At 61.5% G+C, this 26,778-nt stretch carries 25 protein-coding genes and 1 pseudogene; 15 read left to right on the top strand and 11 right to left on the bottom strand.

The window, feature by feature from the left end; translation table 11 throughout:
• The 9 genes and pseudogenes from MUU55_RS23105 to ydiJ form a co-directional block, all read right to left on the bottom strand.
• Positions 1 to 137, bottom strand: a pseudogene (locus MUU55_RS23105) (electron transfer flavoprotein subunit beta/FixA family protein); the annotation flags it as partial.
• Positions 138 to 149: 12 nt separating this feature from the next.
• Entirely contained in the window at positions 150 to 1,580 is a 1,431-nt protein-coding gene (locus MUU55_RS23100; RefSeq protein WP_244763123.1) for an aldehyde dehydrogenase family protein, read from the bottom strand.
• Between the two features lie 12 nt (positions 1,581 to 1,592).
• On the bottom strand, positions 1,593 to 2,312 hold the full coding sequence (locus MUU55_RS23095) for an ABC transporter ATP-binding protein (RefSeq protein ID WP_244763122.1): 720 nt from the start codon (positions 2,310 to 2,312) through the stop codon (positions 1,593 to 1,595).
• Positions 2,309 to 3,127, bottom strand: coding sequence for an ABC transporter ATP-binding protein (locus tag MUU55_RS23090; RefSeq protein WP_244763121.1), 819 nt, complete (start codon positions 3,125 to 3,127; stop codon positions 2,309 to 2,311). The genes MUU55_RS23095 and MUU55_RS23090 overlap by 4 nt, the downstream gene beginning before the upstream one ends.
• Positions 3,124 to 4,431 carry a high-affinity branched-chain amino acid ABC transporter permease LivM gene (gene livM, locus MUU55_RS23085; RefSeq protein WP_244763120.1) on the bottom strand — a complete coding sequence of 436 codons (1,308 nt, stop codon included), beginning with the start codon at positions 4,429 to 4,431 and terminating at the stop codon, positions 3,124 to 3,126. Before livM ends, MUU55_RS23090 begins: the two co-directional genes overlap by 4 nt.
• Before the next feature lie 10 nt (positions 4,432 to 4,441).
• A complete protein-coding gene (locus MUU55_RS23080; RefSeq protein WP_244763119.1) occupies positions 4,442 to 5,359 on the bottom strand; it encodes an ABC transporter permease subunit in 918 nt (305 codons plus the stop codon).
• Between the two features lie 71 nt (positions 5,360 to 5,430).
• Positions 5,431 to 6,546: a branched-chain amino acid ABC transporter substrate-binding protein gene (locus tag MUU55_RS23075; protein WP_244763118.1), complete on the bottom strand. Its 1,116-nt coding sequence runs from the start codon at positions 6,544 to 6,546 to the stop codon at positions 5,431 to 5,433.
• 400 nt (positions 6,547 to 6,946) lie between these two features.
• Positions 6,947 to 7,678: a FadR/GntR family transcriptional regulator gene (locus MUU55_RS23070; RefSeq protein ID WP_244763117.1), complete on the bottom strand. Its 732-nt coding sequence runs from the start codon at positions 7,676 to 7,678 to the stop codon at positions 6,947 to 6,949.
• Between the two features lie 42 nt (positions 7,679 to 7,720).
• Complete coding sequence (gene ydiJ / locus MUU55_RS23065) at positions 7,721 to 10,768, bottom strand: D-2-hydroxyglutarate dehydrogenase YdiJ (RefSeq protein ID WP_244763116.1); 3,048 nt, start codon at positions 10,766 to 10,768, stop codon at positions 7,721 to 7,723.
• A gap of 97 nt (positions 10,769 to 10,865) precedes the next feature.
• Between ydiJ and MUU55_RS23060 the strand changes: the two genes are divergently transcribed.
• The 4 genes from MUU55_RS23060 to MUU55_RS23045 are packed head-to-tail and all read left to right on the top strand — an operon-like array spanning position 10,866 to position 13,355.
• Positions 10,866 to 11,615, top strand: a complete 750-nt coding sequence (locus tag MUU55_RS23060) for an SDR family NAD(P)-dependent oxidoreductase (protein ID WP_244763115.1) — start codon at positions 10,866 to 10,868, stop codon at positions 11,613 to 11,615.
• Positions 11,608 to 12,351, top strand: coding sequence for an SDR family oxidoreductase (locus MUU55_RS23055; RefSeq protein ID WP_244763114.1), 744 nt, complete (start codon positions 11,608 to 11,610; stop codon positions 12,349 to 12,351). The genes MUU55_RS23060 and MUU55_RS23055 overlap by 8 nt, the downstream gene beginning before the upstream one ends.
• 20 nt (positions 12,352 to 12,371) lie before the next feature.
• Positions 12,372 to 12,563, top strand: coding sequence for a hypothetical protein (locus MUU55_RS23050; RefSeq protein ID WP_244763113.1), 192 nt, complete (start codon positions 12,372 to 12,374; stop codon positions 12,561 to 12,563).
• Positions 12,564 to 12,569: 6 nt separating this feature from the next.
• Positions 12,570 to 13,355, top strand: coding sequence for a pyrroline-5-carboxylate reductase (locus MUU55_RS23045; protein WP_244763112.1), 786 nt, complete (start codon positions 12,570 to 12,572; stop codon positions 13,353 to 13,355).
• Positions 13,356 to 13,481: 126 nt separating this feature from the next.
• Here MUU55_RS23045 and MUU55_RS23040 read toward each other — a convergent pair whose 3' ends face one another.
• The gene (locus MUU55_RS23040) at positions 13,482 to 14,510 is read right to left on the bottom strand and encodes a LacI family DNA-binding transcriptional regulator (protein ID WP_244763111.1); all 1,029 of its coding nucleotides are present in this window, start codon (positions 14,508 to 14,510) and stop codon (positions 13,482 to 13,484) included.
• Positions 14,511 to 14,798: 288 nt separating this feature from the next.
• On the opposite strand from MUU55_RS23040, the gene MUU55_RS23035 reads away from it, so the two are divergent.
• From MUU55_RS23035 to purU, 11 genes are all read left to right on the top strand, one after another.
• Positions 14,799 to 15,821, top strand: coding sequence for a sterol desaturase family protein (locus MUU55_RS23035; RefSeq protein ID WP_244763110.1), 1,023 nt, complete (start codon positions 14,799 to 14,801; stop codon positions 15,819 to 15,821).
• Between the two features lie 120 nt (positions 15,822 to 15,941).
• A complete protein-coding gene (locus MUU55_RS23030; RefSeq protein ID WP_244763149.1) occupies positions 15,942 to 16,898 on the top strand; it encodes a substrate-binding domain-containing protein in 957 nt (318 codons plus the stop codon).
• A gap of 113 nt (positions 16,899 to 17,011) precedes the next feature.
• Positions 17,012 to 18,034 (top strand): ABC transporter permease, encoded by a 1,023-nt coding sequence (locus MUU55_RS23025; RefSeq protein WP_244763148.1) that lies wholly within the window; start codon positions 17,012 to 17,014, stop codon positions 18,032 to 18,034.
• Positions 18,035 to 18,042: 8 nt separating this feature from the next.
• A complete protein-coding gene (locus tag MUU55_RS23020; RefSeq protein ID WP_244763109.1) occupies positions 18,043 to 18,870 on the top strand; it encodes an ATP-binding cassette domain-containing protein in 828 nt (275 codons plus the stop codon).
• Between the two features lie 41 nt (positions 18,871 to 18,911).
• Positions 18,912 to 19,223, top strand: a complete 312-nt coding sequence (locus MUU55_RS23015; protein WP_244763108.1) for a MocE family 2Fe-2S type ferredoxin — start codon at positions 18,912 to 18,914, stop codon at positions 19,221 to 19,223.
• Positions 19,224 to 19,227: 4 nt separating this feature from the next.
• Positions 19,228 to 20,007 (top strand): TIM barrel protein, encoded by a 780-nt coding sequence (locus MUU55_RS23010; RefSeq protein ID WP_244763107.1) that lies wholly within the window; start codon positions 19,228 to 19,230, stop codon positions 20,005 to 20,007.
• A gap of 4 nt (positions 20,008 to 20,011) precedes the next feature.
• The gene (locus MUU55_RS23005; RefSeq protein ID WP_244763106.1) at positions 20,012 to 20,836 is read left to right on the top strand and encodes a 3-methyl-2-oxobutanoate hydroxymethyltransferase; all 825 of its coding nucleotides are present in this window, start codon (positions 20,012 to 20,014) and stop codon (positions 20,834 to 20,836) included.
• Between the two features lie 17 nt (positions 20,837 to 20,853).
• The gene (gene iolG / locus MUU55_RS23000) at positions 20,854 to 21,855 is read left to right on the top strand and encodes an inositol 2-dehydrogenase (RefSeq protein WP_244763105.1); all 1,002 of its coding nucleotides are present in this window, start codon (positions 20,854 to 20,856) and stop codon (positions 21,853 to 21,855) included.
• 74 nt (positions 21,856 to 21,929) lie between these two features.
• Positions 21,930 to 22,244 carry a MurR/RpiR family transcriptional regulator gene (locus tag MUU55_RS22995; RefSeq protein ID WP_244763104.1) on the top strand — a complete coding sequence of 105 codons (315 nt, stop codon included), beginning with the start codon at positions 21,930 to 21,932 and terminating at the stop codon, positions 22,242 to 22,244.
• On the top strand, positions 22,241 to 23,467 hold the full coding sequence (locus MUU55_RS22990; RefSeq protein WP_244763103.1) for an NAD(P)/FAD-dependent oxidoreductase: 1,227 nt from the start codon (positions 22,241 to 22,243) through the stop codon (positions 23,465 to 23,467). The genes MUU55_RS22995 and MUU55_RS22990 overlap by 4 nt, the downstream gene beginning before the upstream one ends.
• 78 nt (positions 23,468 to 23,545) lie before the next feature.
• Positions 23,546 to 24,430 carry a formyltetrahydrofolate deformylase gene (gene purU / locus MUU55_RS22985; RefSeq protein ID WP_244763102.1) on the top strand — a complete coding sequence of 295 codons (885 nt, stop codon included), beginning with the start codon at positions 23,546 to 23,548 and terminating at the stop codon, positions 24,428 to 24,430.
• A 234-nt stretch (positions 24,431 to 24,664) separates the two neighbouring features.
• Here the strand turns inward: purU and MUU55_RS22980 are convergent, their stop codons facing one another.
• Positions 24,665 to 26,746 carry a calcium-binding protein gene (locus MUU55_RS22980; RefSeq protein WP_244763101.1) on the bottom strand — a complete coding sequence of 694 codons (2,082 nt, stop codon included), beginning with the start codon at positions 26,744 to 26,746 and terminating at the stop codon, positions 24,665 to 24,667.
• Positions 26,747 to 26,778: the final 32 nt, after the last annotated feature.

The following is a 26,778-nucleotide window of genomic DNA, read 5'->3' as shown; positions in this document are numbered from 1 at the left end:
GCTTCCTCGACCGAGATCTCGTCGAACGGGTTCATCGACATCTTCACATTCGCAAGTTCGACACCCGAACCATCCGATTTCACGCGGATCTTTACGTTGTAGTCGACGACGCGTTTGATCGGTACGAGCAATTTCATCGGCATTCCTCCTCAGGCGAGCGTATAGGCGGTCTTGACGGTGGTGTAGAATTCGGCGGCATAGCGGCCCTGTTCGCGGGGGCCGTAGGACGAGCCCTTGCGGCCGCCGAAGGGTACGTGGAAATCGACGCCGGCGGTCGGCAGGTTGACCATCACCATGCCGGCTTCCGAGTTGCGCTTGAAATGCGTGGCGTGCCTGAGGCTCGTCGTCGCGATGCCGGAGGAAAGGCCGAAGTTCGTGTCATTGGCGACAGCAAGCGCCTCGTCATAATCCTTGACGCGGATGACGGCGGCGACGGGGCCGAAGATTTCCTCGCGGGCGATGCGCATATCGTTCGTCGCTTCGGTGAAGAGCGCCGGCGCAAGATAGAAACCGGGCGTCTCGCGCTCCAGCCTTTCACCGCCGAAGGCGAGCCTTGCGCCTTCCGACCGGCCGATCTCGATATAGTCGGCATCCTGCTTCAGCTGGGTTTCGTCGACGACCGGGCCGATATGGGTACCGGTCTTCAAAGCGTCGTCGATGACGAGGCCTTTGAGGCGCTCCGTCAGTGCGGCGACGAAGCGGTCGTGGATACCTTCCGTGACGATCAGGCGCGAGGAAGCGGTGCAGCGCTGGCCGGTCGAGAAGAAGGATGAATTGGCGGCGGCTTCGACGGCGACGGCAAGATCGGCGTCGTCGAGCACCACGAAGGGATTCTTGCCGCCCATTTCGAGCTGGAATTTGCGGTTGTGCTCGACCGAGGCGAGCGCGACGCGTTTGCCGGTGCCGACCGAGCCTGTAAAGGTCAGCGCATTGACGTCAGGGCTGTCCAGCAGCGTCTGGCCGACGACGCTGCCGCGGCCCATCACGAGATTGACGACGCCCGCCGGTACGCCGGCGCGGTGCAGGATGTCGATGAGCGCCCAGGCGGAGCCGGGCACGAGATCGGCAGGTTTCAGGACGACAGTGTTGCCATAGGCGAGCGCCGGCGCGATCTTCCAGGCGGGAATGGCGATGGGGAAGTTCCAGGGCGTGATGATGCCGACGACTCCCACGGCCTCGCGGGTGATCTCGACGCCGATGTTCGGGCGCACGGACGGAAGAGCCTCGCCGGAAAGGCGCAAGGTTTCACCGGCGAAGTAGTCGAAGATCTGGCCGGCGCGGGTGACTTCACCGATCGCCTCCGGCAGGGTCTTGCCTTCCTCGCGGGCGAGCAGGCGGCCAAGCTCCTCCTTGCGGGCAAGGATTTCGTCGCCGGTCTTCTTCAGGATGGCGTGGCGCTCGAGAATGCCCGAGCGCGACCAGGCGGGCAGGGCGGCCTTGGCGGCAGCGATGGCGTTTCTCGTATCCTCGGCGCTTGCGCGGGCATAGTCGCCGACGATTTCTTTGGTATTGGACGGGTTGATGTTCGCCGAGGCGTCGCCGGAGACCCATTCGCCGGCAATGAGGTTCTTGTGCAGCATTGTCGTTTCCGTTCAGTGCAGGCCGAGATAGGCCTTGCGGACGTCTTCATTGTCGAGCAGCGCAGCGCTTTCGCCCGACAGATGGATGCGGCCGTTGACCATGACATAGGCGCGTTGCGACAGTTTCAGCGCGTGGTTGGCATTCTGCTCGACGAGGAAGATCGTCTTGCCCATGGCGGCGATCTCGCGCAGTACGTCGAAGACACGCTTGACGACGAGCGGTGCAAGCCCGAGCGAGGGCTCGTCGAACAGGATCAGTTCCGGCCGGGCCATCATGGCGCGGGCGATAGCGAGCATCTGCTGCTCGCCGCCCGACATGGTGCCGGCGGTCTGGTTGCGGCGCTCCTTCAAACGCGGGAACAGGTCAAACATGGTGGCCCGATCCTCTTCGAAATGCGCCATGCCGATGGGTGTCGTGCCCATCATCATGTTCTCTTCGACGCTCATTTCCTGGTAGATCTGCCGCCCTTCCGGCACCAGCGCGATGCCGCGGCGGGAAATCCGGTTGGTTGGCAAGCGGGAGATATCCTCGCCGCGATGCAGGATTTTGCCCGACGAAGCGCGCGGTGCGCCGAAGATCGAAGAGAGCAGCGTCGTCTTGCCGGCGCCGTTGGCGCCGATCAGGCTGACGATCTCGCCCTTGATGATGTGGACATTGACGTCCTTCAGCGCTTCGACCGGGCCATAATGGGCGCGCACGCCGGAAAACTCGAGCAGCGGTGCCTCGCTCATTTCTCTACTTCCTCTTCGCTGACGCCGAGATAGGCGGCAATGACGGCGGGGTCATTCCCCACATGCTCGGGCGTTCCGTCGGAAATCACTTCGCCATGGTCGAGCACGACGACGTGGTCGGAAATGCGCATCACCAGCCCCATGTCGTGCTCGATGACGAGCACCGTTTGACCGTGTTCCTTACAGAGCCGCTGAATGACCTCGGAAAGCTCGCGTGTTTCCGATGGATTGAGGCCAGCGGCGGGTTCATCGAGGCATATGAGCTTCGGCCCGGTGCACATGGCGCGGGCGATTTCCAGGCGGCGCTGGCGGCCATAGGGCAGCTCGCCCGCCAGCCGGTTGGCGTCGTCGGTGAGGTTCATCTCGCCGAGCCAGTGATAGGCGCGGTCAACGGCCTCACGCTCGGCCCTGCGGAAGGCGGGCGTGCGCAACACGCCGCTGACGAGATTGTTGGCAGTCACCAGATGCTGCGCGACCAGCAGGTTCTCGACAACGGACATTTCCTTGAACAGACGGATGTTCTGAAAGGTGCGGGCGATGCCGGCGCGGGTGACGAGATGCGAGCCGCCGGTGATCGGCTTCGTAATCAGCGTGCCGATATCCTGCGGCCCATTGGGACCGTCGAGAAGGATCTGGCCTTCGCTGGCACGGTAGAAACCGGTGATGCAGTTGAACATCGTCGTCTTGCCGGCGCCGTTCGGGCCGATCAGGGCCGTGACGCCGCCACGCTCAACGGAGAAGCTGACATTGCGGTTGGCGACGATACCGCCGAAGCGCATGGTCACATTGCGCACATCGAGGAGGGGCGTGTTCATCGGACGGCCTCCGGGCTTGCGGAAAGCGGCGCCGTTCCCGCGCCCTTGACCGCGGTGCTAGGGAAGAACGCGGGGCGCTGGACGCGCACGAGACCGCGGGGTTTCCAGATCATCATCACCACCATCAGCACACCGAAGACCAGCACGCGATATTCTGCGAAATCGCGCAGGAGTTCGGGCAGGATGGTCAGGACCAGTGCGGCGGCGATGACGCCGACGGTGGAGCCCAGGCCGCCGAGTACGACGATCGCGAGGATCAGCGCGGATTCGAAGAAGGTGAAGGACGTGGGATTCACGAACCCCTGGTGGACGGCGAAGAACACGCCTGCCAGTCCGCCGGTCGAGGCGCCAAGCATGAAGGCGGTGAGCTTGGTGAAGACGTGGTTCACGCCGAGCGAGCGGCAGGCGATCTCGTCCTCGCGCAGCGCTTCCCACATGCGGCCGAGCGGCATGACACGCAGGCGCTCGACGGCGTAGACGACGAGGCAGACGACGAGGAACAGCACGAGATAGATGAACCAGAATTTGTAGTCGGCGCTGTAGGCGATGCCGAAATAGTCATGCAGTGGCACACCGCCCTGCTTGGCCGTGCGGGTGAATTCGAGGCCGAAGAGCGTCGGGGGCGGGACGGAGGCGCCGTTCGGGCCGCCGGTGAATTCCAGCCAGTTGTTGAGGACGAGGCGGATGATTTCGCCGAAGCCGAGCGTGACGATGGCAAGATAGTCGCCGTGCATCTTGAGGACCGGGAAGGCGAGCACCATGCCGCAGAGGCCGGCGAGGAAGGGGGCAATGATCAGCGCGCTCCAGAAGCCGAGGCCCAGATATTGCGCGCCGAGTGCGAGGAGATAAGCGCCGACCGCATAGAAGGCGACGAAGCCCAGATCGAGCAGGCCGGCAAGGCCGACCACGATGTTGAGCCCGAGGCCAAGCAGACAGTAGATCAGCGCCAGGATCGCGATACCGAGGAAGTATTTATCGGCGAAGAAGGGCAGCGAGAGGCCGGCAAGAAAGATCAGGCCGAGGATCAACGCGGGCGATTTTTCTTTTCCGGTCATGACCGTGACGCCGCTGCCATTGCTGGCGGCCTTGCCGGCGATCTTCCGGCCGATGGCCGTCATGCCGACCAGCGACAGGGCGACCCGTCCGGCCGCTACGAGTGCGGCGAGCAGCACGGCGCGCGTCAGTTCGTTGCGGAACGAGAAGCCTTCCAGCACGAGGCCGGAAATCGGCGCGAACAGGATCAGCGAGACGGTAAAGGTGAGCAGCGCCTGCTTGGCGAGCGTGAGGAGGCGGTTCGTTTGCATATCTCTCGCCTCACACTTTCTGGATTTCCGGCCGGCCGAGCAGGCCATAGGGGCGGAAGAAGAGGAGGATGATGAGCAACGCGAAAGCGAAGACGTCCTTGTAGTCCGTGCTGACATAGCCGGCGAACAGGGCTTCCGTCAGCCCGAGCAGTACGCCGCCGAGGACCGCGCCGGGCAGCGAGCCGATGCCGCCGAGCACGGCAGCTGTGAAGGCCTTGATGCCCATCACGAAGCCAATGAAGAAATTGAACGAACCGTAGTTGAACGTGACGAGTACGCCGCCGACGGCGGCCGTCGCGGCGCCGATCACAAAGACGGTCGAGATGATGCGATCGGTGTTGACGCCGAGCACGGCCGAGATGCGGATGTTTTGCTGCACCGCGCGGCATTCGCGGCCGATCCGCGTGTGATTGATGACATAGGTCAGGATGCCCATGGCGATCAGCGAGGCGAACAGGATCACGGTCTGCATGTAGGTGATCTGGGCGAAGTGCACGCCGTCGCCGAAGCGGAACGCGCCGCTGATGAGCGTCGGCACACCCTGGTCGCGGGCGCCCTGGGCGATCTGCACATAGCTTTGCAGCATCAGCGAAATGCCGATGGCCGAGATCAGGGGGGCAAGTTTGGTGGAGCCGCGCAGGGGCCGGTAGGCGACGCGTTCGATTGCCCAGCCGTAGAGGGCGGTGATGGCGCAGGTGATGACCAGCACCGAGATCAGCGCGAAGGGCACGGACTGGATGCCGAAGAAGGTGAGGACGGCAAGGGTGATCGCGGCGATATAGGCCGAGACCATGTAGACATCGCCATGGGCGAAGTTGATCATGCGGATGACGCCGTAGACCATGGTGTAACCGACGGCGATCAGACCGTAGATCGTGCCGAGCGTAATGCCGTTGAACAATTGCTGGATGAGGATGTAGACATCCATACGCGGACCCCCTGAAATTTGGGCACGGAGAGCCGACCGGACGATAGCCCGGCCGGCAGAGCGGATCGTCCTTACTTCACGAGAACGGGGGTTCCCTTGTCGTCGAAGTTATAGAAGACGAACTTGAAGTCCTTGATGTCGCCCTTTTCGTCCCAGGTGATTTTGCCGATGGCGGAATCGACGGTATTGGCACGCAGCCATGCGGCCTGGGCATCGAGCTCTTCGCCGGCCTTCAGTGCCGCGACGACGGCCTGCGCATTGGCATAGCCGTAGAGAACGTAGTTGGCGGGCGTCACACCGGCTTTCGTCAGGGCGTCCTGCACACCCTTGGTCGAGGGGTCAGCGAGCGGGTCTGGCGTTGCGGAATAGTAGACGTCCTTCAGGTTTGCCGGGCCGCCGGCAGCGGCGACCAGTTCTGTCTGGGCGAAGGCATCGCCGGTCACGAAGACCACGTCGACGCCCTGTTCCTTCAACTGGCGCACCAGTGGGCCACCTTCCGGAATGAGGCCGCCGAAATACACGGCATTGGCGCCGGTGCTCTTGATCTTGGTGACGAGAGCGTTGAAGTCACGTTCGCCGCGCGTCAGGCCTTCATAGAGAACCGGCTGTACGCCGCGCTCTTCCATTGTCTTCTTGACGGCATCGACGAGGCCCTGGCCATAGGTGTCCTTGTCGTGGATGAGGGCGACCTTGTCGCGCTTCAGCGTATCGAGGATGAAGCCGGCGGCAACGACCGCCTGCTGGTCGTCACGGCCGCAGCCGCGGAACAGGTTGTCGAAGCCGCGGTCGGTCACGGTCGGATTGGTCGAGGACGGCGTCATTTCGAGGATGCCGGCGTCGTTGTAGATCTCGGAAGCCGGGATCGTGCTCGACGAGCAGAAGTGTCCGATCACCGCTTGCACCTTGTCCTGATCGACGAAGCGGTTGGCAACGGCCACGGCCTGCTTGGGCTCGCAGGCGTCGTCGCCCTTCACGAGCTCGACCTGCTTGCCATTGATGCCGCCTGCCGCGTTCACCTCGTTCACATAGGTGGAAACGCCGTTGTAGACCTGCTCGCCAAAGGTGGCGTTGGCGCCGGTATAGGGGCCGGCGACGCCGATCTTGATCGTATCGGCGGCAAAGGCTGGCGCGAGAAGCAGGGAGGAGGCGATGGCAGTCGCCGCCAGGAATTTCGAAATCTGTGTCATGTGCGGGGCTTCCCTCTGGTTAAGCCATGAATCTCTTCATTGGGATGCGGTTCGTTCCGCATCTCTTGTCATTGCAGGGGCAGATGCAGGCTTTTGCTGCGCTTTACCCCTGGAAGGACGGGAGAACAGGAGGCCGTGATGTTCCCATCGCGGTCTGCACCCCACTCGCTTGTCGTGTGGGGATCGCCTGCAAGTTTCTTCGCCACTGGAGGGAGTGTAGGACTGCCCCAGCGACGGACCTGCGTAAGAAATTCCGCCGATCGACAAGCTATCCTTGACGAAGCGGCCCTATCCGGAGGCTGGAACGACGGGCAAAAACGCGGGATATCCCGCGACGGAGCACCGTGCGGGAGGATGGTTCGTCAAAGGATGCCTTGTCCTTCGATCGGCGGGGGAGGGGTCAGGCTTTCGCCTTGGCGCCCGCAGGCTCTGCGAGCAGGGCGCGGTAGCGGTTGAGGCTTTCTTCCAGATGGGCAGAGAGTGCCTGTTTTGCCGTCTTGGCGTCGCCTTGAGTGATCGCCGCGAGGATCGCGGCGTGCTCCTTGTTGATCTTCTTCAGGTAGGCATTGTAGGAGCGGCCGGACTGGCTGTGCTTGAGCACGAGATCGAAATTGATCTCGCCCATGACCGCCTCCAGAAAGCGCGGGAAATGCGGGTTGCGCGTCGCCTTGGCGATGGCGAGGTGGAATTCGAAATCGGCGCGCGCCTCGACCTCGGCATCGTCTGTGTCGAGGTTTTCGATATGGTCGAAGGCGCGGGCGATCTCGGCCAGTGCTTCTGGCGTGCGGCGCTGGGCGGCAAGCGCCACCGACTGCATTTCCACGCCGAGCCGCAGCTCCAGGATCTGCATGGCAGAGCGAATGTCGTCGATGCGGCTGATTTCGAAATTCAGCGTTTTGGCATCCTTCTCCGTCACATAGGCGCCGGCACCCTGGCGGGTGACGACGCGGCCCGCGACCTTCAGCGAGGTCAGGGCCTCCCGGATGACGGTGCGCGAAACACCAAATTCCTCGCAGAGCTGCGCACTGGACGGGATTTTTTCGCCCGGAGCGTACAGTCCGGAATCGATGCGTTCGGTCAGCTTGGCGACGACGATTTCACCGAGATTGCCGCGCTGCGTGATAACCGACATTTCGATACAGCCTCTGCGTTTCATCTTCTAATTTGTCACACATCATACGTCCCATCTGTATCCAAGGGAAGGGTATGTGGCCTGGAGAGCGGCGCGGATGGCCTGGAGGGGATGGGGAAGTTTCACCCCTTCCATCAGCTTGACCTGCGACCGACAGGAATATCCCGTCGCCATCACCAGATCGGCCCGATCCGTCGCGGCCAGCGCGGGCTGCCAGCTCATGGCGTAGAGCGTTTCGGAAATCCCACGGTTGCGCACCTCATGGCCGAAGGTGCCTGCCATGCCGCAGCAGCCGACGTCGTCGATGACGAGTTCCATGCCGAGTTTCTCGAAAACGGTCTTCCACTGGCCAACCGCGACCGGTGCGTTGGTACGCTCCGTACAATGGGCCATGAGGTGGACGCGCCTGCGCTCCCCAACGGCCGGCGAGGGAAGGCGGTCGAGAAGGGTGGCCAGCCATTCTTGCGGGAGGAGGACACGCCCCTTCATTCCGGTGCCGGAATATTCACTACGAAAGGTGAGGGTCATGGACGGATCGATGCCGACCAGCGGCACGCCGGTTTCCGCCAGCCGGTCGATGGCGGCGGCGGTGCGGTGGGCGGTCTTCTCGAAGGCGCCGAGATAGCCATGCACATGGAGCGCCTTTCCGTTGACTAGCGGCGGCGCGATGAAGGGGGTGAGTCCGAGCAGCCGCGCCACCTCGATGGCATCGAGAAGCACCTGCGGATCGAAATGCTCGGTAAAGGCATCCGGCACGAAGGTGACGGCCTTGGCCCGCGCCACCGCATCAAGGCGCGCGAGCAGCGCGGGCGTGGCGACGGGCACGTTCTGTGCCGCAAGCGTTCGGCGCAGCGCTAGGGGCGGAAGAACGGGCAGTGCGGTGAGGCCCGCGCGGCGCATCATGGCCCGGCCCATCGGCGATCCGGCAATGGCATTGTAGAGTGGCCGCATCCGCGCCATCAGCGGTAGGGTGATTTCGATGGCGGCGACCAGCGGGTCCTTCAGCGGCCGCAGATAGCGCTGGTAATAGAGCGCGAGGAACTTGGCACGGAAGGCCGGCACGCTCACCTTGACGGGACATTGCCCGGCGCAGGCCTTGCATGCGAGGCAGCTATCCATAGCCGCGCGCACCTCGTGGGAGAAATCGTCGCGATTGGCAGGGTTGAGGCTGTTCCACAGGCGGCTCACCATGCCAAACGGGTGCCGTCGTGTGGCTTCGCGGCGCGGGTCGATGCCCTTTTCGGCGAGCCGCCGCAACCATTCGCGCATCAGCGAGGCGCGGCCCTTCGGCGACTGGCGCCGGTCGCGCGTCGCCTTGTAGGAGGGGCACATCAGGCTGTCCGCATCGAAATCGAAGCAGGCGCCGTTGCCGTTGCAATAGGCCGCGTTGTCGAAGGCCGCGCGAATGTCGTTGCCGATCGCCCGGTCGAGCGAGCCGCGCAGCGGGATGGCGTCGATCTTCGGCAGGGTGCGGCCGGTGGGCGCGACGATCTTGCCGGGATTGAGCTGCCCGAGCGGATCGAAGGCGGCCTTGATCTCCTGCAGGCGCGGATAGAGCGGCCCGAAGAATTCAGGCACATATTCCGAACGCACGCCCTTGCCGTGCTCGCCCCAGAGTACACCGCCATATTTGCGCGTCAGCGCCACGACGGCATCGCTGATGCGGCGCACCAGAACGGCATGGTCGGGGCGGGTGAGATCGAGCGCCGGGCGCACATGCAGCACACCGGCATCGACGTGACCGAACATGCCATAGGTGAGGCCTTCCTGATCGAGAACCGCCCGGAATTCGCGGATATAGGCGGCGAGATTTTCCGGCGGCACGGCTGTATCCTCGACAAAGGGCACGGGCCGCACCGGCCCTTCGACATTGCCGAGCAGGCCCACCGCCCGCTTGCGCATCGTCCATACGGCCTCGATTTCGGCTTTTCCCCGCGTGATTGTAAAACCCTTTCGGCCGGCGAAGGGGCGGGATTGCAGGGCCGCCGTCACGGCCGAGAGCTTTTCCGCAAGCTCCTCGGGCGTATCCGCCAGGATCTCCGTGATGTTGATGCCATTGGCCGGTCCGTCGGCATCGTCGGGAAAAAAGGCGGCGATACGCGGCCAGACGATATCGCCCTTGGCCAGCCGCAGCACGGTTTCATCGATCGTCTCGACCGAGGCCACATCAAGCGCCCCGAGATTGCGGGCATCCTCCAGCGCGGCGTTGAAATTGTCATAGCGGATGTTGACGAGGGCGGCATGCGCCGGGATCGGCAGCAGGTTTAGCTCCGCCTCGGCAATCATCGCCAGCGTACCCTCAGAGCCGCAGAGTACGGCGTTGAGGTCGAAAAGGCCGTCGTCGCGTCGTACATGGGCGAGGTCGTAGCCCGTCATGAAGCGGTTGAGCTTCGGGAAGATACGCTCGATCTCGGCGCGATCATCGCGGGTGATGCGGGCAAGCGTGCGATGGATATTGCCGATCCGGTCACGCCGCGCCTGGAGCGCCCGCAGTTCCTCCTCGCGGACGGGTCGGGAATGAAAATCGGTGCCGTCGGCCAGCACGACGCGCAAGGCCAGCACATGATTGCTGGTCTTGCCATAGAGGCAGGAGCCCTGGCCGCAGGCATCCGTCGAGATCATGCCGCCGATCGTCGCTCGGTTGGAGGTCGAAAGCTCGGGTGCGAAGAACAAGCCGTGCGGCGCCAGCGCCTTGTTGAGCTGGTCCTTGACGACGCCCGCTTCCACACGTGCGATGCGGCGCACCGGATCGATCTCGATGATGCGGTTCATATGCCGCGAACAATCGACGACGACGCCCGATGTCAGCGACTGACCGTTCGTCCCCGTTCCGCCACCACGCGGGGCGATGCTGATCTCGACAAACTCCGGCCGGGCCAGTGCCTTGGCTATGCGCTTGAGATCGTCGGTATTTCTTGGAAAAATGATGGCCGCCGGCTCCACCTGATAGATGGAGTTGTCCGTAGCAAAGACATTCCGCTCCGCTGCCGTCCGGCCAATCTCGCCTTCGAGGCCCGCGCTCGCGATATAGGAGAGAAACGCCGTGGTGAGTGACGCGTCAGGGCGGTCTGCGGCAAGGCGGGGGATCATCTCGACGTCCAAAAAGGGGCTTGTGCTTCATATAAGTTGGCATATAAGTGATAACATGCCAATATGGCGACGCAACCCGAAATCGTGAGGTCGGAACATGAAGAACCAGTCTGTTGTCATCGTCGGCGGCGCTTCGGGGCTGGGGCTCGTGACCGCCCGACTGATGGTTACCCATGGTGCTGCGAAGATCGGTCTCATCGATCGCAACGAGGCGCTGCTCGCCTCTTCTGCCGCGGAACTTGAAGCGATGGGCGCTGAGGTTGCAACCGCGGTCGCCGACATTTCCCGCGCCGAGACGGCGCATGGCGGCTTCGAGGCGGTGGCCGCGAAGCTCGGCCGCATTCATGCGCTGGTCAACAGCGCCGCGATCTACCCGCGCAAGCCGATCCTCGAAATCTCCGACGACGACTGGGATCTCGAAAACGCCATCAACATCAAGGGCACCTATCACATGATGGTGGCGGCGGTGCGCCATATGCGCCAGTTCGTCAATGCGCCCGAGGTGACCGGTCGCATCGTCAACGTCACCTCGGTCGATGCTTTCAAGGCGCATCCGCAGAACGCCCATTACGCCGCCACCAAGGCCGCCGTCGTCAGCCTCACCAAATCCTTTGCGCAGGAATGTGCCGCAGATCAGATCCTGGTGAACTCGGTCGCGCCGGCCGGCTTCGCCACCGACCGAGCCAAGGAACTCGGTTTTCTGCCGGAACTCGCCAAGGCGAGCGCGCTCGGCCGTGCGGCGGAACCCGTCGAGATGGCCGAATGGATCGTCATGATGGCCTCCAGCCGCAACACCTATGCCACCGGCGAGAATGTCGTGATCAGCGGGGGCTACATCTATGTCTGATGCCTATCGCGTCGCCGTCGTCACCGGCGCCACCAGCGGTATCGGCAAGGCCATCGTGCCGATGCTGCGCGCCCGCGGCCTCACTGTCTATGCCGTCGGCCGCAATGAGGCGCAGCTCGTCACGCTCGCCAGCGAGACCGGCGCGATCCCCATCCAGGCGGATGTGCGCGATACTGCGCGCATCGCCGAGGCGCTCGAGGGAGTCGAGGTGGATGTTCTCGTCAACAATGCCGGCATTCTCTCTACCCGCGCGGCGTTCCAGGAGATCGATCCGGCCGAGATCGATGCGATGATCGACGTCAATCTCAAGGCGCCGCTGCATCTGACGCGCGTCGTGCTGCCGGGCATGGTCGCGCGCAAACGCGGTCATCTCATCTATATCGGCTCCAGCGGCGGGCAGGCGCCCTATGCGAACATGGGTGCCTACGGCGCCTCGAAGGCCGGGCTCAGCCTGTTCTGCGACAACCTGCGCTGCGATCTGCTCGGCACGTCAGTGCGGGTCAGCGAGATCGTGCCGGGCCGCGTGCAGACCGATCTCTACCGCACTTCGATTGCCGACAACCAGGCGCAGGCCGTGCTTTACGACGGCTACCGGCCGATCCAGCCGGAGCATATCGCGCGTATCGTCAATGACGTGATCGCTCTGCCGGTCTATGTCGATGTCGCCCGCGTCGAAGTCTTCCCGACGGACCAGGCGACGGGTGGCGGTACGATGGTCAAGTTCGAGGCACAGTGATGTCGGCGGGAGGAGCAGGCATGACGAGTAAAACGTCCAAGGAAGAGTGTCGGCCCGACCTCGTCCGGAATTATCGTCCCGTTGCGATCCGCTCCGTCGTCGCCGCCCACGCGATGATCCCCAAGGCGCGGCCGGAGACCCAGGCCGAGCCGCCGGCATCCACGTCGGGCTTCATGCTTCCGTCCGGCTTTCATAATCCCGTCGAGGACTGACGTTCCATGGCATGCGCAAAGCCTCGGCTTGGCTTCATTGGTACAGGTACGATCACTGAAGCAATCGTGACGGGTCTCATCTCCGGCGACGAGCCGACGGCTGAAATCATCGTATCGCCTCGCTCCGCGAAAACCGCCACGCATCTCGCCGCCCTCTCGTCGCAGGTGACCGTTGCTGCCGATAACCAGCATGTGGTGGATGCTGCGGATATGCTCTTCCTCGCGGTGCGGCCTGATATCGCCGAGGAGGTCGTGCGCGCGCTCCGATTCCGGCCCGGCCAGAATGTTGTCAGCCTGATCGCGACGGTCGATCATGTGACCCTGCGCGCCTGGATTGGCGTTCCCGTCAACCTCGTGCGTGCGGTGCCGCTGCCATTCGTTGCCACCCGCAGCGGCGTTACCACCATCTTTCCACCGAATGCGGCTGTCGAAGCCTTCTTTTCTCCGCTGGGAACGGCCGTTGCCTGCAAGACGATCGACGAGTTCGACGTGCTCGCCGCGGTAAGTGCGCTGATGGGCTCCTATTTCGGCATTATGGATCACCTTGTCGGCTGGATGCAGTCCAAAGGCTTGCCGCAGGAAAACGCACGCACGTATCTCGCACAGCATTTTCTGAGTCTCGCAACCGTCGCGTTCCGCAACCCATCGACCTCTCTGGAAGATCTCCGCCATGAGTATTCCACCAAGGGCGGGCTCAACGCGCAGATGTTTGCGGAGTTTCGCGGTGGCGGAGGCCTCGATGCTCTGGAGCACGCGCTCGAAGTTGTCTTGGCCCGGATTCAAGTGAATTAACCGGTGTTGAAAGCTGGTGGCGATGAAAACGACATTCTAATGCCAGCGTCCCACACTTGTGGGTCGATAGTTCAAATCCCATCGAGAGCTTAGCCAGCCGGTTAAGACGCAGGCGGGCCTGCAGAGTTAAACATTCTCGCGCGTATACAGATCGAAGGGCACAATCTTCGTGTGACTTTCATTCGTGCCTTTCGAGGTTGTGGCGGCAATCATTCCTGAGATCGTTTCCCGTGCGACGATGGGAAGCGGGTGCGAAATGGACAAGGTCAGCGCTCCGTCCAGCAACGCTGAACGCACGTTGTCCATAAGCTCATATCCTACCGTGATCAGCGAGCCGGCCCGGCCTGTTGTGCGAAGCGCCGCGAGGACTCCGCTGATGCCTCCGCCTGCAACATAGATCCCTGCTAGATCGGGATGGTCACTCAGGAGACGTTCCGTCATCTCCTGCGCGACAGCTGAGGATTCAAAGGTCGAGACGGGCTCTAGAAGCACGAAATCCCTTGCATGCTCCCGGAAGTATGACCGGAAGCCGGTTTCGTTCATTTCCTGGTTCCGGTACCGCGGGTTGCCCATCAGAAGGCCGATCTTGCCGGGGGCTTTGCAGATATGATCGAACGCCCAAGCGGCGGTTCGCCCTACTTTCCAGTGGTCGAGGCCGATGTAATGGATTTGGCCCGTAGCGGAGAGTTGCGAGATCAGGGCAAAGACAGGAATGCCGCGCGCCTGAATCTCTTCGATCGCTTTCGTGACGATGGGATGCACAGCGGACGTGATGCAGACAGCGTCGCACTCGTTTGCTAGAGCAAGTGCCCGATCAGCAGTGTTCTGTGGCGACAGATCCTCCAGGTGTTCGATCTTTAGTTCGATATCAAACATCTCTTGTGCATCTGCCGCATCAAGAAGCGCGCGTGCGACAAGCTTGTAAAATGGGCGATGCGGCTGAAGAAGGATGATGCCGAAACGGTACTTCGGCCGCGCGGCGGCGTTTCGCGCCGCAATTGCCCCTAGTCCATAAAAGCCTATCTTTTCAGCCGCCTCACGTACCTTCTCCCGCGTCTTGGCACTTACAGTTTCTGCACCGGACAGGACCCGGTTGGTCGTAGCGACCGAAACGCCGGCCATCTCGGCAAGATCGCGGATCGTCGGTCTTTTCATGGAAGCCTCATGATATGAAAAATATCATTTGATCGAAATTCTGAGACGAATGACACGAATGTCTCTCTCTCAAGAGATGCGTCTTGATTTAACGGACGTCAAGTTGGCATTGTCGTTTCCAGACGACGGCGGGTGGGCACGAAGCTCCGCCGCCCGGGAGGAAATGCATTCGACATGGCTGATTGATGCGGCTTGGGCTCTTGTCCGAGAACGGCCGAGCCATGTCCGCATGCAAGCTTTCTCCCGGTATCAGGAGCATTGGACGCAGGGCGTCCGGGAGGCAGGACGATGGATGATCTCAAATACGGGAAGCGCAACAAGCGCGGCGACTGGGCGCCGAACGGGCGGATCGAGATCGCGCCGTTCTGGGCATGGCCACCAAGGATCCCGTCCGTTTTGAAATGGCTACCGGAGTATATCTGGCCGTGGAACGCCTTCCATATGGCGACGGCACTTCTCTATTGGTTCTATGTCGTGCCGGATGTGGAGGTGATGAAAACGCTGAGCTGGGGCTGGGCGCTCTGGCTCTACGCGGTGAATGCGGCGGCCATCTTCGTCTTCTACGGTTCGGTGGAGCTGTTCTTCTATGTCAAGCGCAAGCAGGGCAACCGTTTCAAGTACAACGCCAAATTCCCCGGCGAGCAGCCATCCGACGTTTTCTGGTTCAAGAGCCAGAACATCGACAATTTCATGCGCTCGTTTTTCCTGTCGATCCCGCTCTGGACGGTGGTGGAGGTAGGGTTTCTCTGGGTCTTTGCCAATGGCTGGGTTCCGTGGCTGAGCTGGGCCGAAAACCCGTACTATCTCGCATTTCTCGTTGCCGTCGCCCCGATGATCCATGAGGTGCATTTCTTCATCATCCACCGGCTGATCCATTGGGGGCCGCTTTATCGCTGGATCCATTCGGTACACCACAATTCGGTCAACCCATCGCCTTGGTCCTCTCTCTCGATGCACCCGGTCGAAGGTTTCCTCTATCACGCTGTCGCTCTCTGGCACCTGGTCATTCCGTCGAACCCTGTAGTCGCGATGTTCCAGCTTCACATTGCCGGCTTCGGCGCGGTCAATGGTCATATCGGCTTCGACAAGCTCGAAATCACCGAGGAAACACCGCTCGATACCCATGCCTACGCCCATTACCTGCATCACAAATACTTCGAGGTGAACTACGGCGGCGATGGCCTGATCCCGCTCGATAAGTGGCTTGGCACCTGGCACGACGGCACCAAGGAAGGCGATGCGCAGATGGAGGCCCGCTTCGAAAAGAAGAAGGCGCGCATGAACGCCAAGGCGGCGCGCGCCAGCTCCTGATCTTTCTGAAATCCCATGGCGCTCGCGAGGAGGCGGGCGCCAATGGAAAACTGCAGCTTTTTTGAAGCCCGCCATCCGGCGGAAACTGGGGAGGAGAACCCGATGACACTGCTGACCACCATGACCAAGGCGCTAGCGACCACCGTTGCCATCTGTCTCACGGCAGGGGCTGTTTTTGCTGCCGATATCGCCGTTGTCGGCGGCAAGACCGACGATGCTTTCTGGACCAAGATCAAGAAAGGGGTCGATGACAGCCGCTTCGTCGTTGAAGCGAATGGCGGCGAGGTGAGCTATCTGCAACTGCAGACTTACGACAATCTCGGCCCGGATGCCGCCGGGTTGATCCGCACCGCCATTAGCCAGGGTGTGACCGGTATCGTCATTCCGAACTGGGTGCCGGAAGCCGAAGACGAGGCGATCAAGGCCGCAGTCGATGCCGGTATCAAGGTCATCCTCATGAATGCCGGCTCGCTCGAAAAGGCGAAGGAACTGGGTGCCATCAACTATGTCGGTTCGGACGAATATCTTGCCGGTGTTGCCGGCGGTGAATATTTCGGCAAGGGCGGCCAGAAGAATGTCCTCTGCGTCAACACGTTGCCGGGCAGCGCCAACCAGGAAGCCCGCTGCAAGGGCGTGATCGACGGTGTAACCAAGGCAGGCGGCGCAGGAAAGCAGCTGCCTCTACCGGCCACGAGCTTCGGCGATCCGACGGCGATTGCCGAAGCCGTGAAGGCGACGTTGACGCAGGATGGCACGATTGATGGCGTCATCACCATCGGCGCAGGAGATGCGGATGCGGCGGCAAGCGGCATTCAGCAGGCCGGCAAGGTCGAAAACGTCAAGCTTGGCTCATTCGATTTCAACGAGGCGGCCCTCGACCGTATCAAGAACAGCGCCCAGCTCTTTGCGATCGACCAGCAACCCTATCTGCAGTCGCTTCTCTCCGTCACGCTGCTCGCCTCCCATATTGATTTCGGGACGGATCTCCCCGTGAAGCCGGTGCTGACCGGCCCGGGCATCGTCGATGCCTCCAACATCGACTCGACGCTTTCCGGCGTCTCGAAGGGCGCGCGGTAACGCGCATGCTCACCGGCCGCTCCCTGCACCTCCCAGGGAGCGGCCCTGCTGCAGCCTGGAAACCGGGAAGGGGAACCATCATGAATTCCAAAACCGCAAGCCAACCGATCGCCATGGTCCAGACACCGATCACTTCACCCGCCGCCAGCTTTTCCGTCGGCGGGCTGTTTCGCCGGCCGGAAGCCGGCGCCTTTCTCGGCCTGTTCGGCGTCTTCGTCTTCTTTCTTGTTTTCGGGAGTCTTGAGTTCCTGAAGCCCGCAGGTGCCGCAAGCTGGCTGAACGTTGCGGCCAATCTTGGTATCGTTGCCTTTCCGATCGGCCTCCTGATGATCGCCGGTGAACTCGATATCTCCATCGGCTCGATGATCCCTGCCGGCTCGATGACGGTTGCGATCATCTCGGGTTATTATGGCTTGCCGATCTGGATCGGGATCGCCGCTTCACTCGGGCTTGGTGTGTTTGTCGGGCTGGTGAACGGGTTTCTCGTGGTTCGCACCAATGTGCCGTCGCTGATTGTCACGCTCGGCACTCTCTTTGCTGTCGCCGGCCTCGTGCTTGGGCTTTCCGTTCTGCTGACCGGCACCACAAGCGTCGCGCTGAAGGCACCGGAACTGGCGAAGTTCTTCTTCGGCCAGTTCGTCGCCAACACGTTCCAGGTCATCATCTTCTGGTGGCTGGCCCTGACGGCGCTCTACATCTACGTCATCCACTATTCGCCCTACGGCAACTGGATTTTCGCCATGGGTGGGGATCGGGTCAGCGCCCGCAATGCCGGTATTCCGACGGCAAAACTCACCATCGCGCTCTTCGTGCTTTCCTCGACAAGTGCTGCCTTCGTCGGCATGTGTCAGGCCATCCTGTTCAATTCGGCGCAGGTCTCGGCCGGCATGTCCTTCATCTTCAACTCGATCATATCGGTGGTCGTGGGTGGCGTGCTGCTGACCGGCGGTTTCGGCTCGATCGTCGGGATCTTCTTCGGAACCATTACCTTCGCCGTCGTCAACCAGGGCATCTACTTCACATCATTCGACCGCAACTGGTCGAGCCTCATCATCGGCGTGATGCTGTTGCTGGCCGTGTTGATGAACAACACCTTCCGCAGCATGGCGCTCTCCTATTCGCCGAAGAAGAAGTGAGGTCGGTCGTGGCTACTCCAATCCTGAAGCTCAAGAATATCTGCAAGTCCTTCGGCCCGATCGATGTCCTCAACGACATCTCGCTCGATATCTGTCCAGGCGAGGTTCTGTGCCTGCTCGGCGACAATGGCGCCGGCAAGTCGACGCTGATCAAGACGCTCTCAGGTGTCTATCGTCCAAACTCCGGCACCATGGAGATGGAAGGGCAACCCGTCGAGTTTACCGGCCCGCGCGACGCCAGTACTCGCGGCATTGCCACGGTGCATCAGTTTGGCGGCACATTTCCGCTGATGTCGATCGGTCGCAGCTTTTTTGTCGGTGTCGAGCCGACCAAGGGGTGGGGACCGTTCAAGATCTTCGATCGCCAAAAGGCAAATGCCGTGGCCATCAAGGCGATCCAGGATTTCGGTATTACCCGCATCGATGATGGGGATCGTCTTGTCGGCGGTCTCTCGGGTGGGGAGCGACAGTCGCTTGCCATTGCCCGCGCCGTGCATTTCGGCGCGAAAGTGCTGATCCTCGACGAGCCGACCGCGGCCCTTGGCGTCAAGCAGGCAACGCACGTTCTGCGTATCGTCAACGAGGCGAAGCGTCGGGGCCTGGCGGTTGTCTTCATCACCCATCAGGTCATGCACGCCATGGCGGTGGGCGATCATTTCGCAGTGTTGATCCGCGGCGCGATCGCTGCCGATTTCCGCAAGGGCGAGAAGACCCGCGAGGAGATTACCGATCTGATGGCCGGCGGTGAGACCATGGCGGAGCTCGAGGCGCAGATCGACGGCTACATCGCAACCCATGACGGCCACGCGCCACAGCTTTCCGGTGCGGCGGGCTGATCGCCGCACCACCAAAAATCCAAATGCCAAAGGAAGAGAGAATGGGGACCTGGACCCGTGCCTGCGCAACCGACGACGTCGAACTCGAAGAGCAGATCCGTTTCGATCATGGCGGACGCACCTTTCTGGTGGTCCGCAGCCCTGAAGACGAGTTCTTCTGCATCGATGGCATCTGCACGCACGAGCATGTGCATCTGGCCGATGGTCTCGTGATGGATGGAACCATCGAGTGTCCGAAGCACAGCGCGCATTTCGACTACAAGACCGGCGAGGCGAAACGTGCGCCTGCCTGCATCAACCTCCGAACTTGGCCTGTGAAGGTCGAGAATGGCGACGTTTTTATAGAGATCTGATCATATGACACAGTTTGCTTTAGCGGCTTGCGCCGAAATGATCTGGCGGGATCGCCCCATCGAATGGCGCGCCTCTCGTCTCAAGGAAATGGGTTTCGGTGTCGGCCTCTGGAACTGGCCGGAGCATGACCTGGCGAAACTCGAAGCCACCGGCGCTACCTTCACCATCATGAATGGCTATCTGACCGGCCGCCTGACGGACGATGACGGTGCGGCCGAGCTGTTGCGGACCGCCCGGGAGACGGCGCAGGTCGGCAAGCGTCTCGTTGTCCAACGGCTTAACCTTCATGGGACTGGCCTTGGCGAGGGTGGTCTTCCCGTGCAGCCGATCGAGGTCGTCACCGGGGCCATGTGGCTCAAGGCGCGCGATACGCTTTCCCGCATCGTCGAGATGGCGGAAGAGGAAAACGTCACCTTCACGCTGGAAAATCTCAACTTGCCGGTGGACCATCCCGGTGTGCCCTTCGGTCGGGCCGAAGATACGCTGGCGCTGGTTTCCAGCATTGATCATCCGCGCCTGCGGCTGAACCTCGACCTCTATCATGCGCAGATCGGCGAAGGGAATTTGATCGAACTGTGCCGCAAGTGCCTTCCCTGGATTGGTGAAATCCAGGTGGCGGATGTGCCCGGTCGGTGCGAACCCGGCACGGGGGAAGTGAACTGGCACGGCATCGCAAAAGCCCTGAAGGCAATGGGTTACGCTGGCCCGGTCGGCATGGAGGCCTTCGCCTCCGGTGATCCGGAAACCGCCCTTGAAGCCTTCCGCAACGCATTCACGGTGTGATCCTATGGTTCATAAGAGTACCCGCCCGACGGTTGCCGACATCCGCGCCATGAAGGCGCGCGGCGAAAAAATTTCCATGCTCTATGTCACGACGCTGGAGGAAGCTGCTGCTGCGGACGCGGCGGGCATTCACATGCTGTCGATCGAAGGTCGTTTCTTCTCGCCCGAGATGCGCGCTGCGGCCGGCCGCTGCTTCGTACAGGTCGGGCTTCCCTATGGCGGCTGGGGCAAATTCGAGGGGCGTCCGCTGGCGACCGCCGAGGATTATCTGCGCGCCGCCTACCATTTTGCCGCCATGGGTGGTGATTGCTTCTACTGCGCCGCCTCGCTGGATATCCAGAAGGTGCTTTGCGACAATCATGTCCCGATCGTCGCCCATGTCGGGCTCATTCCGTCCTACATCACCTGGACCGGGTTTCGCGCGGTCGGCAAGACGACGCAGGAGGCTGTCGAGGTGTTCCGTCAGGTCAAGCAACTCGAGGCGATCGGTTGTTTTGGCGCGGAACTGGAAGTCGTTCCTGATCGCGTCGGCGAGCTGATTTCGCAGAACACGTCGATGATCATGCTCGGCATGGGAGCCGGGCCGGGAGCGGATGCGCAATATCTTTTCGCCGAAGATGTGCTCGGCCATACCGATGGCCACCGGCCGCGCCATGCCAAGACCTATCGAAACTTCGCCGCCGAATTCGACAGACTGCAGCGGGAGCGCATCGAGGCTTTCCGCGAGTTCATTGCTGACGTCAACTCCGGTGCCTATCCGCAACCACGACACAACGTCGCGATCTGCGACACGGAATTCAACGCTTTCAAGACCGAGTTCGGTCTCTGATCATAAAGGAAAATCCCATGCTTAAAGTTGGCCTTCTCGGCGCCGGCCGCATCGCCGGCGTGCATGCCACTGCGATCTCTGGAAACCCCGGCAGCACGCTTGTCGCCATCTCCGACATCAATACCGCCGCGGCCGAAAAAATCGCGGCCCAATATGGCGCCGAAGCGCGCAGCACGGACGCCATCCTCAGTGACAGCACGATCGATGCCGTGCTGATTGCCACCTCCACCGACACCCATTCCGACCTGATCGAGCGGGCAACGGCGGCCAGCAAGGCTGTGCTATGTGAAAAGCCTGTCGATCTCAGCCTTGCTCGTGCCCAGGCCTGCCAGAAGGCTGTCGCCGCGACGGGCCGCCCGGTGATGATCGGCTTCAACCGGCGTTTCGATCCGAATTTCGCGACGCTGAAGAACGCCGTCGATGCGGGCGAGATCGGCAGGCCCGAGCTGTTGTCCATCACCTCCTTCGATCCGGCCCCCCCGCCGGTCGCTTATATCAAGGTTTCGGGCGGTCTTTTCCGGGACATGATGATCCACGACTTCGACATGGCGAACTTCATCATGGGTGCTGCGCCCAAGACGGTGACAGCCGTTGGCTCGTCCATCGTCGATCCGGACATCGGTGGGGCAGGGGATGTCGATACAGCCGTGGTGACGCTGACCTATGCGGATGGCCGCATCGCTGTCATCAAGAACAGCCGCCGTGCCGTCTATGGCTACGACCAGCGGGTCGAGCTCTTGGGGTCGGAAGGACTGCTGCAGGCCCAGAACATGCTTGAAAACACCGTGGTGAAATCGACCACGCAGGGCGTGACCGGCGCCAAGCCGACCTACTTTTTCCTGGAACGCTACATGCCGGCCTATGCGGCCGAGTGGGCGGCATTCGTCGAGGCTGTCAATGGCGGCAATGCTGTGCCGGTGACGCTGGATGATGGCGTTGCCGCGCTGGCCATGGCGGAGGCGGCAACCCTCTCCGTCAAGACGGGCAACCCGGTCTCGCTGGCTTCTGTGCTGGAGTGAGTGCCTTGGAGAGACCTTTTCGTAAGCTAAGCGCTACGGAAGGGCGTTTGGGCGCGCCGTTGAGGAGATCTGATATGCCTTCCAAAGGTCAGCAGGCTACACCGAGCATCGTCGATCTCAAGCAGTTGATTGCCGAAAGGCGGATTGCGTTTTCGACACGTCCGGAACAGGCGATGCGGCTGCTTCTCGATAAGCCGGAAGTTGCCGCATTCGGATCGCTGCGCTTGGTTGCGCAGGCCTGCGGCGTCTCCCCGGCCACGATCACGCGGCTTGCGTGCCTGAGCGGTTATTCGAGTTTCAAGGACATGAAAACAGCGTTCCAGCAATACCTCGTTTCCACCGCCGGGCGAGAAGATCGGTGCGGCCAACAGCAAAGGTCCTTTCAATGACTTCGATCATCATCCTTGGTGCCGGGGAATGCGGTGGGCGTGCAGCACTGGCCCTGCGTGAACGCGGCTTTGACGGTGCGATCACGCTCGTCGGGGCCGAGGACCATGCACCCTATGAGCGGCCGCCCCTGTCCAAGGATGGCATCGCGGCCGGTGCCGAGCCGCGGTTCATCGCAAGCCCTGCCGATTACGCCGCGCAGAACATCGATCTGCGGCTGGGCGTGTCCGTAACAGCCATCGATCGCGTCAGCCGAATGGTCGATCTTTCCGACGGTGTACGGTTGCCTTACACGAAGTTGCTCCTGGCAACCGGCGCCCGCCCGCGACCGCTGCCGGCTTTCGAGAGTGGCGCCCCGCGTCTTCTGTCCTTGCGCACCCATGCCGATGCGCAGCGTATCCGCCGGCATCTCTCCCCGGAGAGCCGCATCGCCATCCTCGGCGGCGGCTTCATCGGTCTGGAACTTGCCGCCGCAGCCCGCAGCCTCGGCGCATCCGTCATCTTGCTCGAAGGCATGCCGCGTATTCTCTCGCGCGGCGTACCGGCCGATGTTGCAGAGGTCGTGGCATCGCGCCATGCTGCCGAAGGCGTCGAGATCATCTGCAACGCCCGCGTCGATGAGCTGATCGCGGCGGATGATGCGGTGCGCATTGCCCTGTCGGACGGCCGCGTCATCAACGCCAATATCCTCGTCGTCGGCATCGGCTCGCTGCCGAATGTCGAGCTTGCCGCCGACGCCGGGCTGTTGATCGACAATGGCATTGCCGTCGATCGCCGGTTGCGCACCTCCGACCCGGATATTTTTGCCGCCGGCGATTGCTGCTCGTTTCCGCTTTACGTCTACGGTGACCGGCGCGTGCGTCTGGAATCCTGGCGTAGTGCCCAGGAACAGGCATTGATCGCCGCCGCCAATCTTCTCGGTGCCGAAGAGGTTGTCGCTACCGTTCCCTGGTTCTGGTCCGATCAGTACGACCTTACGCTACAGGTGGCCGGTCTGTCAGCTGGCAGCCGTCGGTCAGTGCGACGCGATCTCGGCAACGGTGCCTTCATCATTTTCGACCTGGATGAGGCGGGCCGGCTGCTGTCGGCCAGTGGCATCGGCCCCGGCAATGCCGTCGCCCGGGAAATCCGCCTTGCGGAAATGCTGATCGCCGCCGGCAAGTCCCTCGATCCCGAAGCCCTTGCTTCCCCAAATATCCGGCTGAAAGCGCTGCTGGCAGCCTGAGCTTCGCCTCCCAAGCGACCCTGTGGCGCGGCTGCAAATGCCGCGCCATCCTTTTGCGATCCACGCCCGGAGCCTTCGATGAAAAGCCACGTCCTGACCGTATCCTGCCAATCGACCCGCGGTATTGTGGCCGCGATCACCGGCTACCTCGCCGAAAAGGGGTGTTACATCTCGGACAGTTCGCAGTTCGACGACCTGGAGACGGGCCTGTTCTTCATGCGGCTGACCTTCCTTTCCCAGGAAGGCGTGTCGGAGGACGACATCAAGGCCGGTTTTGCACCGGTCGCGAAGAAGTTCGCGATGACCCACCGCTTCAACGACAGCGACGAGCGCATGAAGGTGCTGCTGATGGTGTCGCGCTTCGGCCATTGCCTGAACGACCTGCTCTACCGCTGGAAGATCGGCGCGCTGCCGATCGACATCGTCGGCGTCGTGTCGAACCACTTCGATTACCAGAAGGTCATCGTCAACCACGACATCCCTTTCCACCACATCAAGGTGACGAAGGAGAACAAGCCGCAGGCTGAGGCACGGCTGATGGAGGTGGTGGAACAGTCCGGCGCCGAACTGATCGTGCTTGCCCGCTACATGCAGGTTCTGTCGGATGCGGTGTGCAAGAAGATGTCGGGCCGGATCATCAACATCCACCACTCGTTCCTGCCGTCGTTCAAGGGTGCCAACCCGTACAAGCAGGCGTTCGAGCGCGGCGTGAAGCTGATTGGTGCGACGGCGCATTACGTCACCGAGGATCTCGATGAAGGTCCGATCATCGAGCAGGACGTGGCGCGCATCACGCATGCGCAGTCGGCGGAAGACTATGTGTCGATCGGCCGGGACGTGGAGAGCCAGGTTCTGGCGCGCGCCGTGCACGCCCATATCCACCACCGCACCTTCATGAACGGCAACAAGACCATCGTCTTCCCGCCGTCGCCGGGCTCATACGCCTCCGAACGCATGGGGTGAGCCTTAGGGGATGCGACACGCATTGACGGGAAGAAAGTCGTGGGGTCGGTGATCGAGGCTGCGACATCGCGCTCGAAGATAAGGTAGGGGTGGGGACGGGTTTGCCGCGATCGGCCGTGCGGAAATGATGAAGCCGACTGGATAAAGCCTGATGTAGGGCTGTTTCGTCGCCCTCGCCCGCTTACACAGTCAGCCACCACCGTGAACCAGATAGCCACTTCAGATAACGTGTTCCTAGAGTAGAAAATCTGTGGCCGCGAGACTCGTGACGTTCTCGAACTGGATCGAGAAATCGGAGACTTTGTCGCCATCAGTATCTCCGAAGAGAAAGGCATCCCCATCAACGACGCTGTAGCGCAGTTCGCCAGCAGCTCCGTTGAAGCCGGCTGTACCACGGAACAGGAAGGCCTGGTTGCCGCTGGCTATTTCCGAGGCATCCATACCTGATAGATTGATACGATCGCCTTCTGCCCGATCAAAGTCTTTTAGAACGTCGCGGGTTGCAGCGGTGGTGCCGCTGTCCGTTGTGGCGGAATAAAGGAAAACATCGGCTCCGGTGCCGCCGAAAATGGTGTCGCGCCCTGCGCTGCCCCGGAGAGAGTCATTGCCGGCTCCGCCGTACAACGTGTCATTACCCGTGTCGCCAGTGATGGAATCAGCACCGTCACCACCCTCGAGCCTATCATTCCCGCCGCCACCGCGAATGATGTCATTCCCCTTATCGCCTAACAGCCTATTGGCTGCGGTACTGCCAACCAGAGTGTCCGCTCCCCAACTGCCGGAAACGTTCTCGATATCGACATATGTATCTCCCAGCGCGTGGCCCGCGAGCCCTTTTCCCGTCGCTAAATTCACGGAGACGCCAACGGAGAGATAGGGGAGGAAGGAGAGGCTATCGACGCCGGCTCCGCCATTGATATGGTCAATCGCATCGGTTGCGATAAAGCGGTCGTTTCCGTTTTCTCCAAACAGCCTGTTCGTCCCTTGATCGCCAAACAGGATATCGTCACCGTCATTCCCGTGGAGCACGTCATCGCCAGCTCCACCTCTTAGAATGTCGTTGCCGGCGTCACCCCACATATCGTCATTGCCGTCGCCACCCCACAACTGGTCGTCGCCTTCCTTCCCATAGACACCATCATTGCCCTCGTCGCCCCAGAGTGCATCGTTCCCAGCGCCACCGTTGACGTTGTCGTTGCCGGTTCCGCCGCGTATCGTGTCAGCGCCATCTTCGCCATAAAGGTTGTCATTGCCGGAGTCGCCGGCAAGCTGGTCGTTTCCATTGCCACCCAGCAGCAAATCACTTCCATTGCCGCCGTAGAGATAGTCGCTGCCGTTGCGGCCGTAGATCCTGTCGTTGCCATCATCGCCATAGAGGTAATCGACGTCCCCTAGGACGATTATCATCCCGTTGTCACTGTCTCCGCTGTCAATAACATCGTCGCCGGAACCGCCATAGATCGTGTCTCTACCGGAGCCTCCATTGAGGGTATCGAGGCCGACGCCACCGTAGATTTGATCGTTACCAGTTCCACCGTTGATCGTGTCATTGTGATAGTAAGTGGATGTGGAAACCACATTGGCAGCATCGCCCCAGATTATATCGTTGCCACTCCCACCGGAAATATTATCTCGGCCTTCGTTTCCGTAGATAACGTCTGCCCCGGCATCGCCCGCTATCAGGTCGTCGCCTACGCCACCTGACATGGTGTCGTCGCCTTCCCCGCCCTGCATGTCATCCTTGCCGTGATCACCCCACATTCGATCATTGCCAAAACCGCCTCGCAAGGTATCGGCGTCATTCCCGCCGTGCATCTCCTCGCTGCCGGTGCCGCCGTACATCCTGTCCGCACCGTCATCGCCCCACATGACGCTGTTGTATCCGGCAGCTCCCCAGAATGTGTCCCAGCCAGTTCCGCCAAACAGTTGGTCATATCCGCCACCTCCGGCGTAGAGCGTGTCGTCGCCCTCGTCGCCATTCAGAATATCGCTGCCAAGCCCGCCAAACAGCTGATCGTTTCCTCTGCCGCCAAAGAGTTGATCATCGCCGTCACCGCCATGAAGGGTATCGTTGCCCCCGAGGCCATAGAGTTTATCGTTGCCTCCAAGACCGTAGATCGTGTCAAACCACTGATTGTCGTCGTTGTAACCTGCGCCGGTTCTCGGGTTGGTTGTAATCCATGAGCGGCCTGTGAGGACGTTGAGATAGTTGTCGCCATATACAGTGCTATAAAAAGGCATATTCTTATCTCCGATGAACTCGCAACCACTTTCGATTCCAAAAGAAAGTCTTGCGGATATAGAATGCTCCAGCACATAATTGCCGTTCTTTGACCTACCCGCTATTC

Origin of the sequence: Shinella curvata (assembly GCF_022899935.1) — a bacterium.
Taxonomy (GTDB): Bacteria; Pseudomonadota; Alphaproteobacteria; order Rhizobiales; family Rhizobiaceae; genus Shinella; species Shinella curvata.
This window is presented reverse-complemented; position numbering and strand designations above follow the sequence as displayed.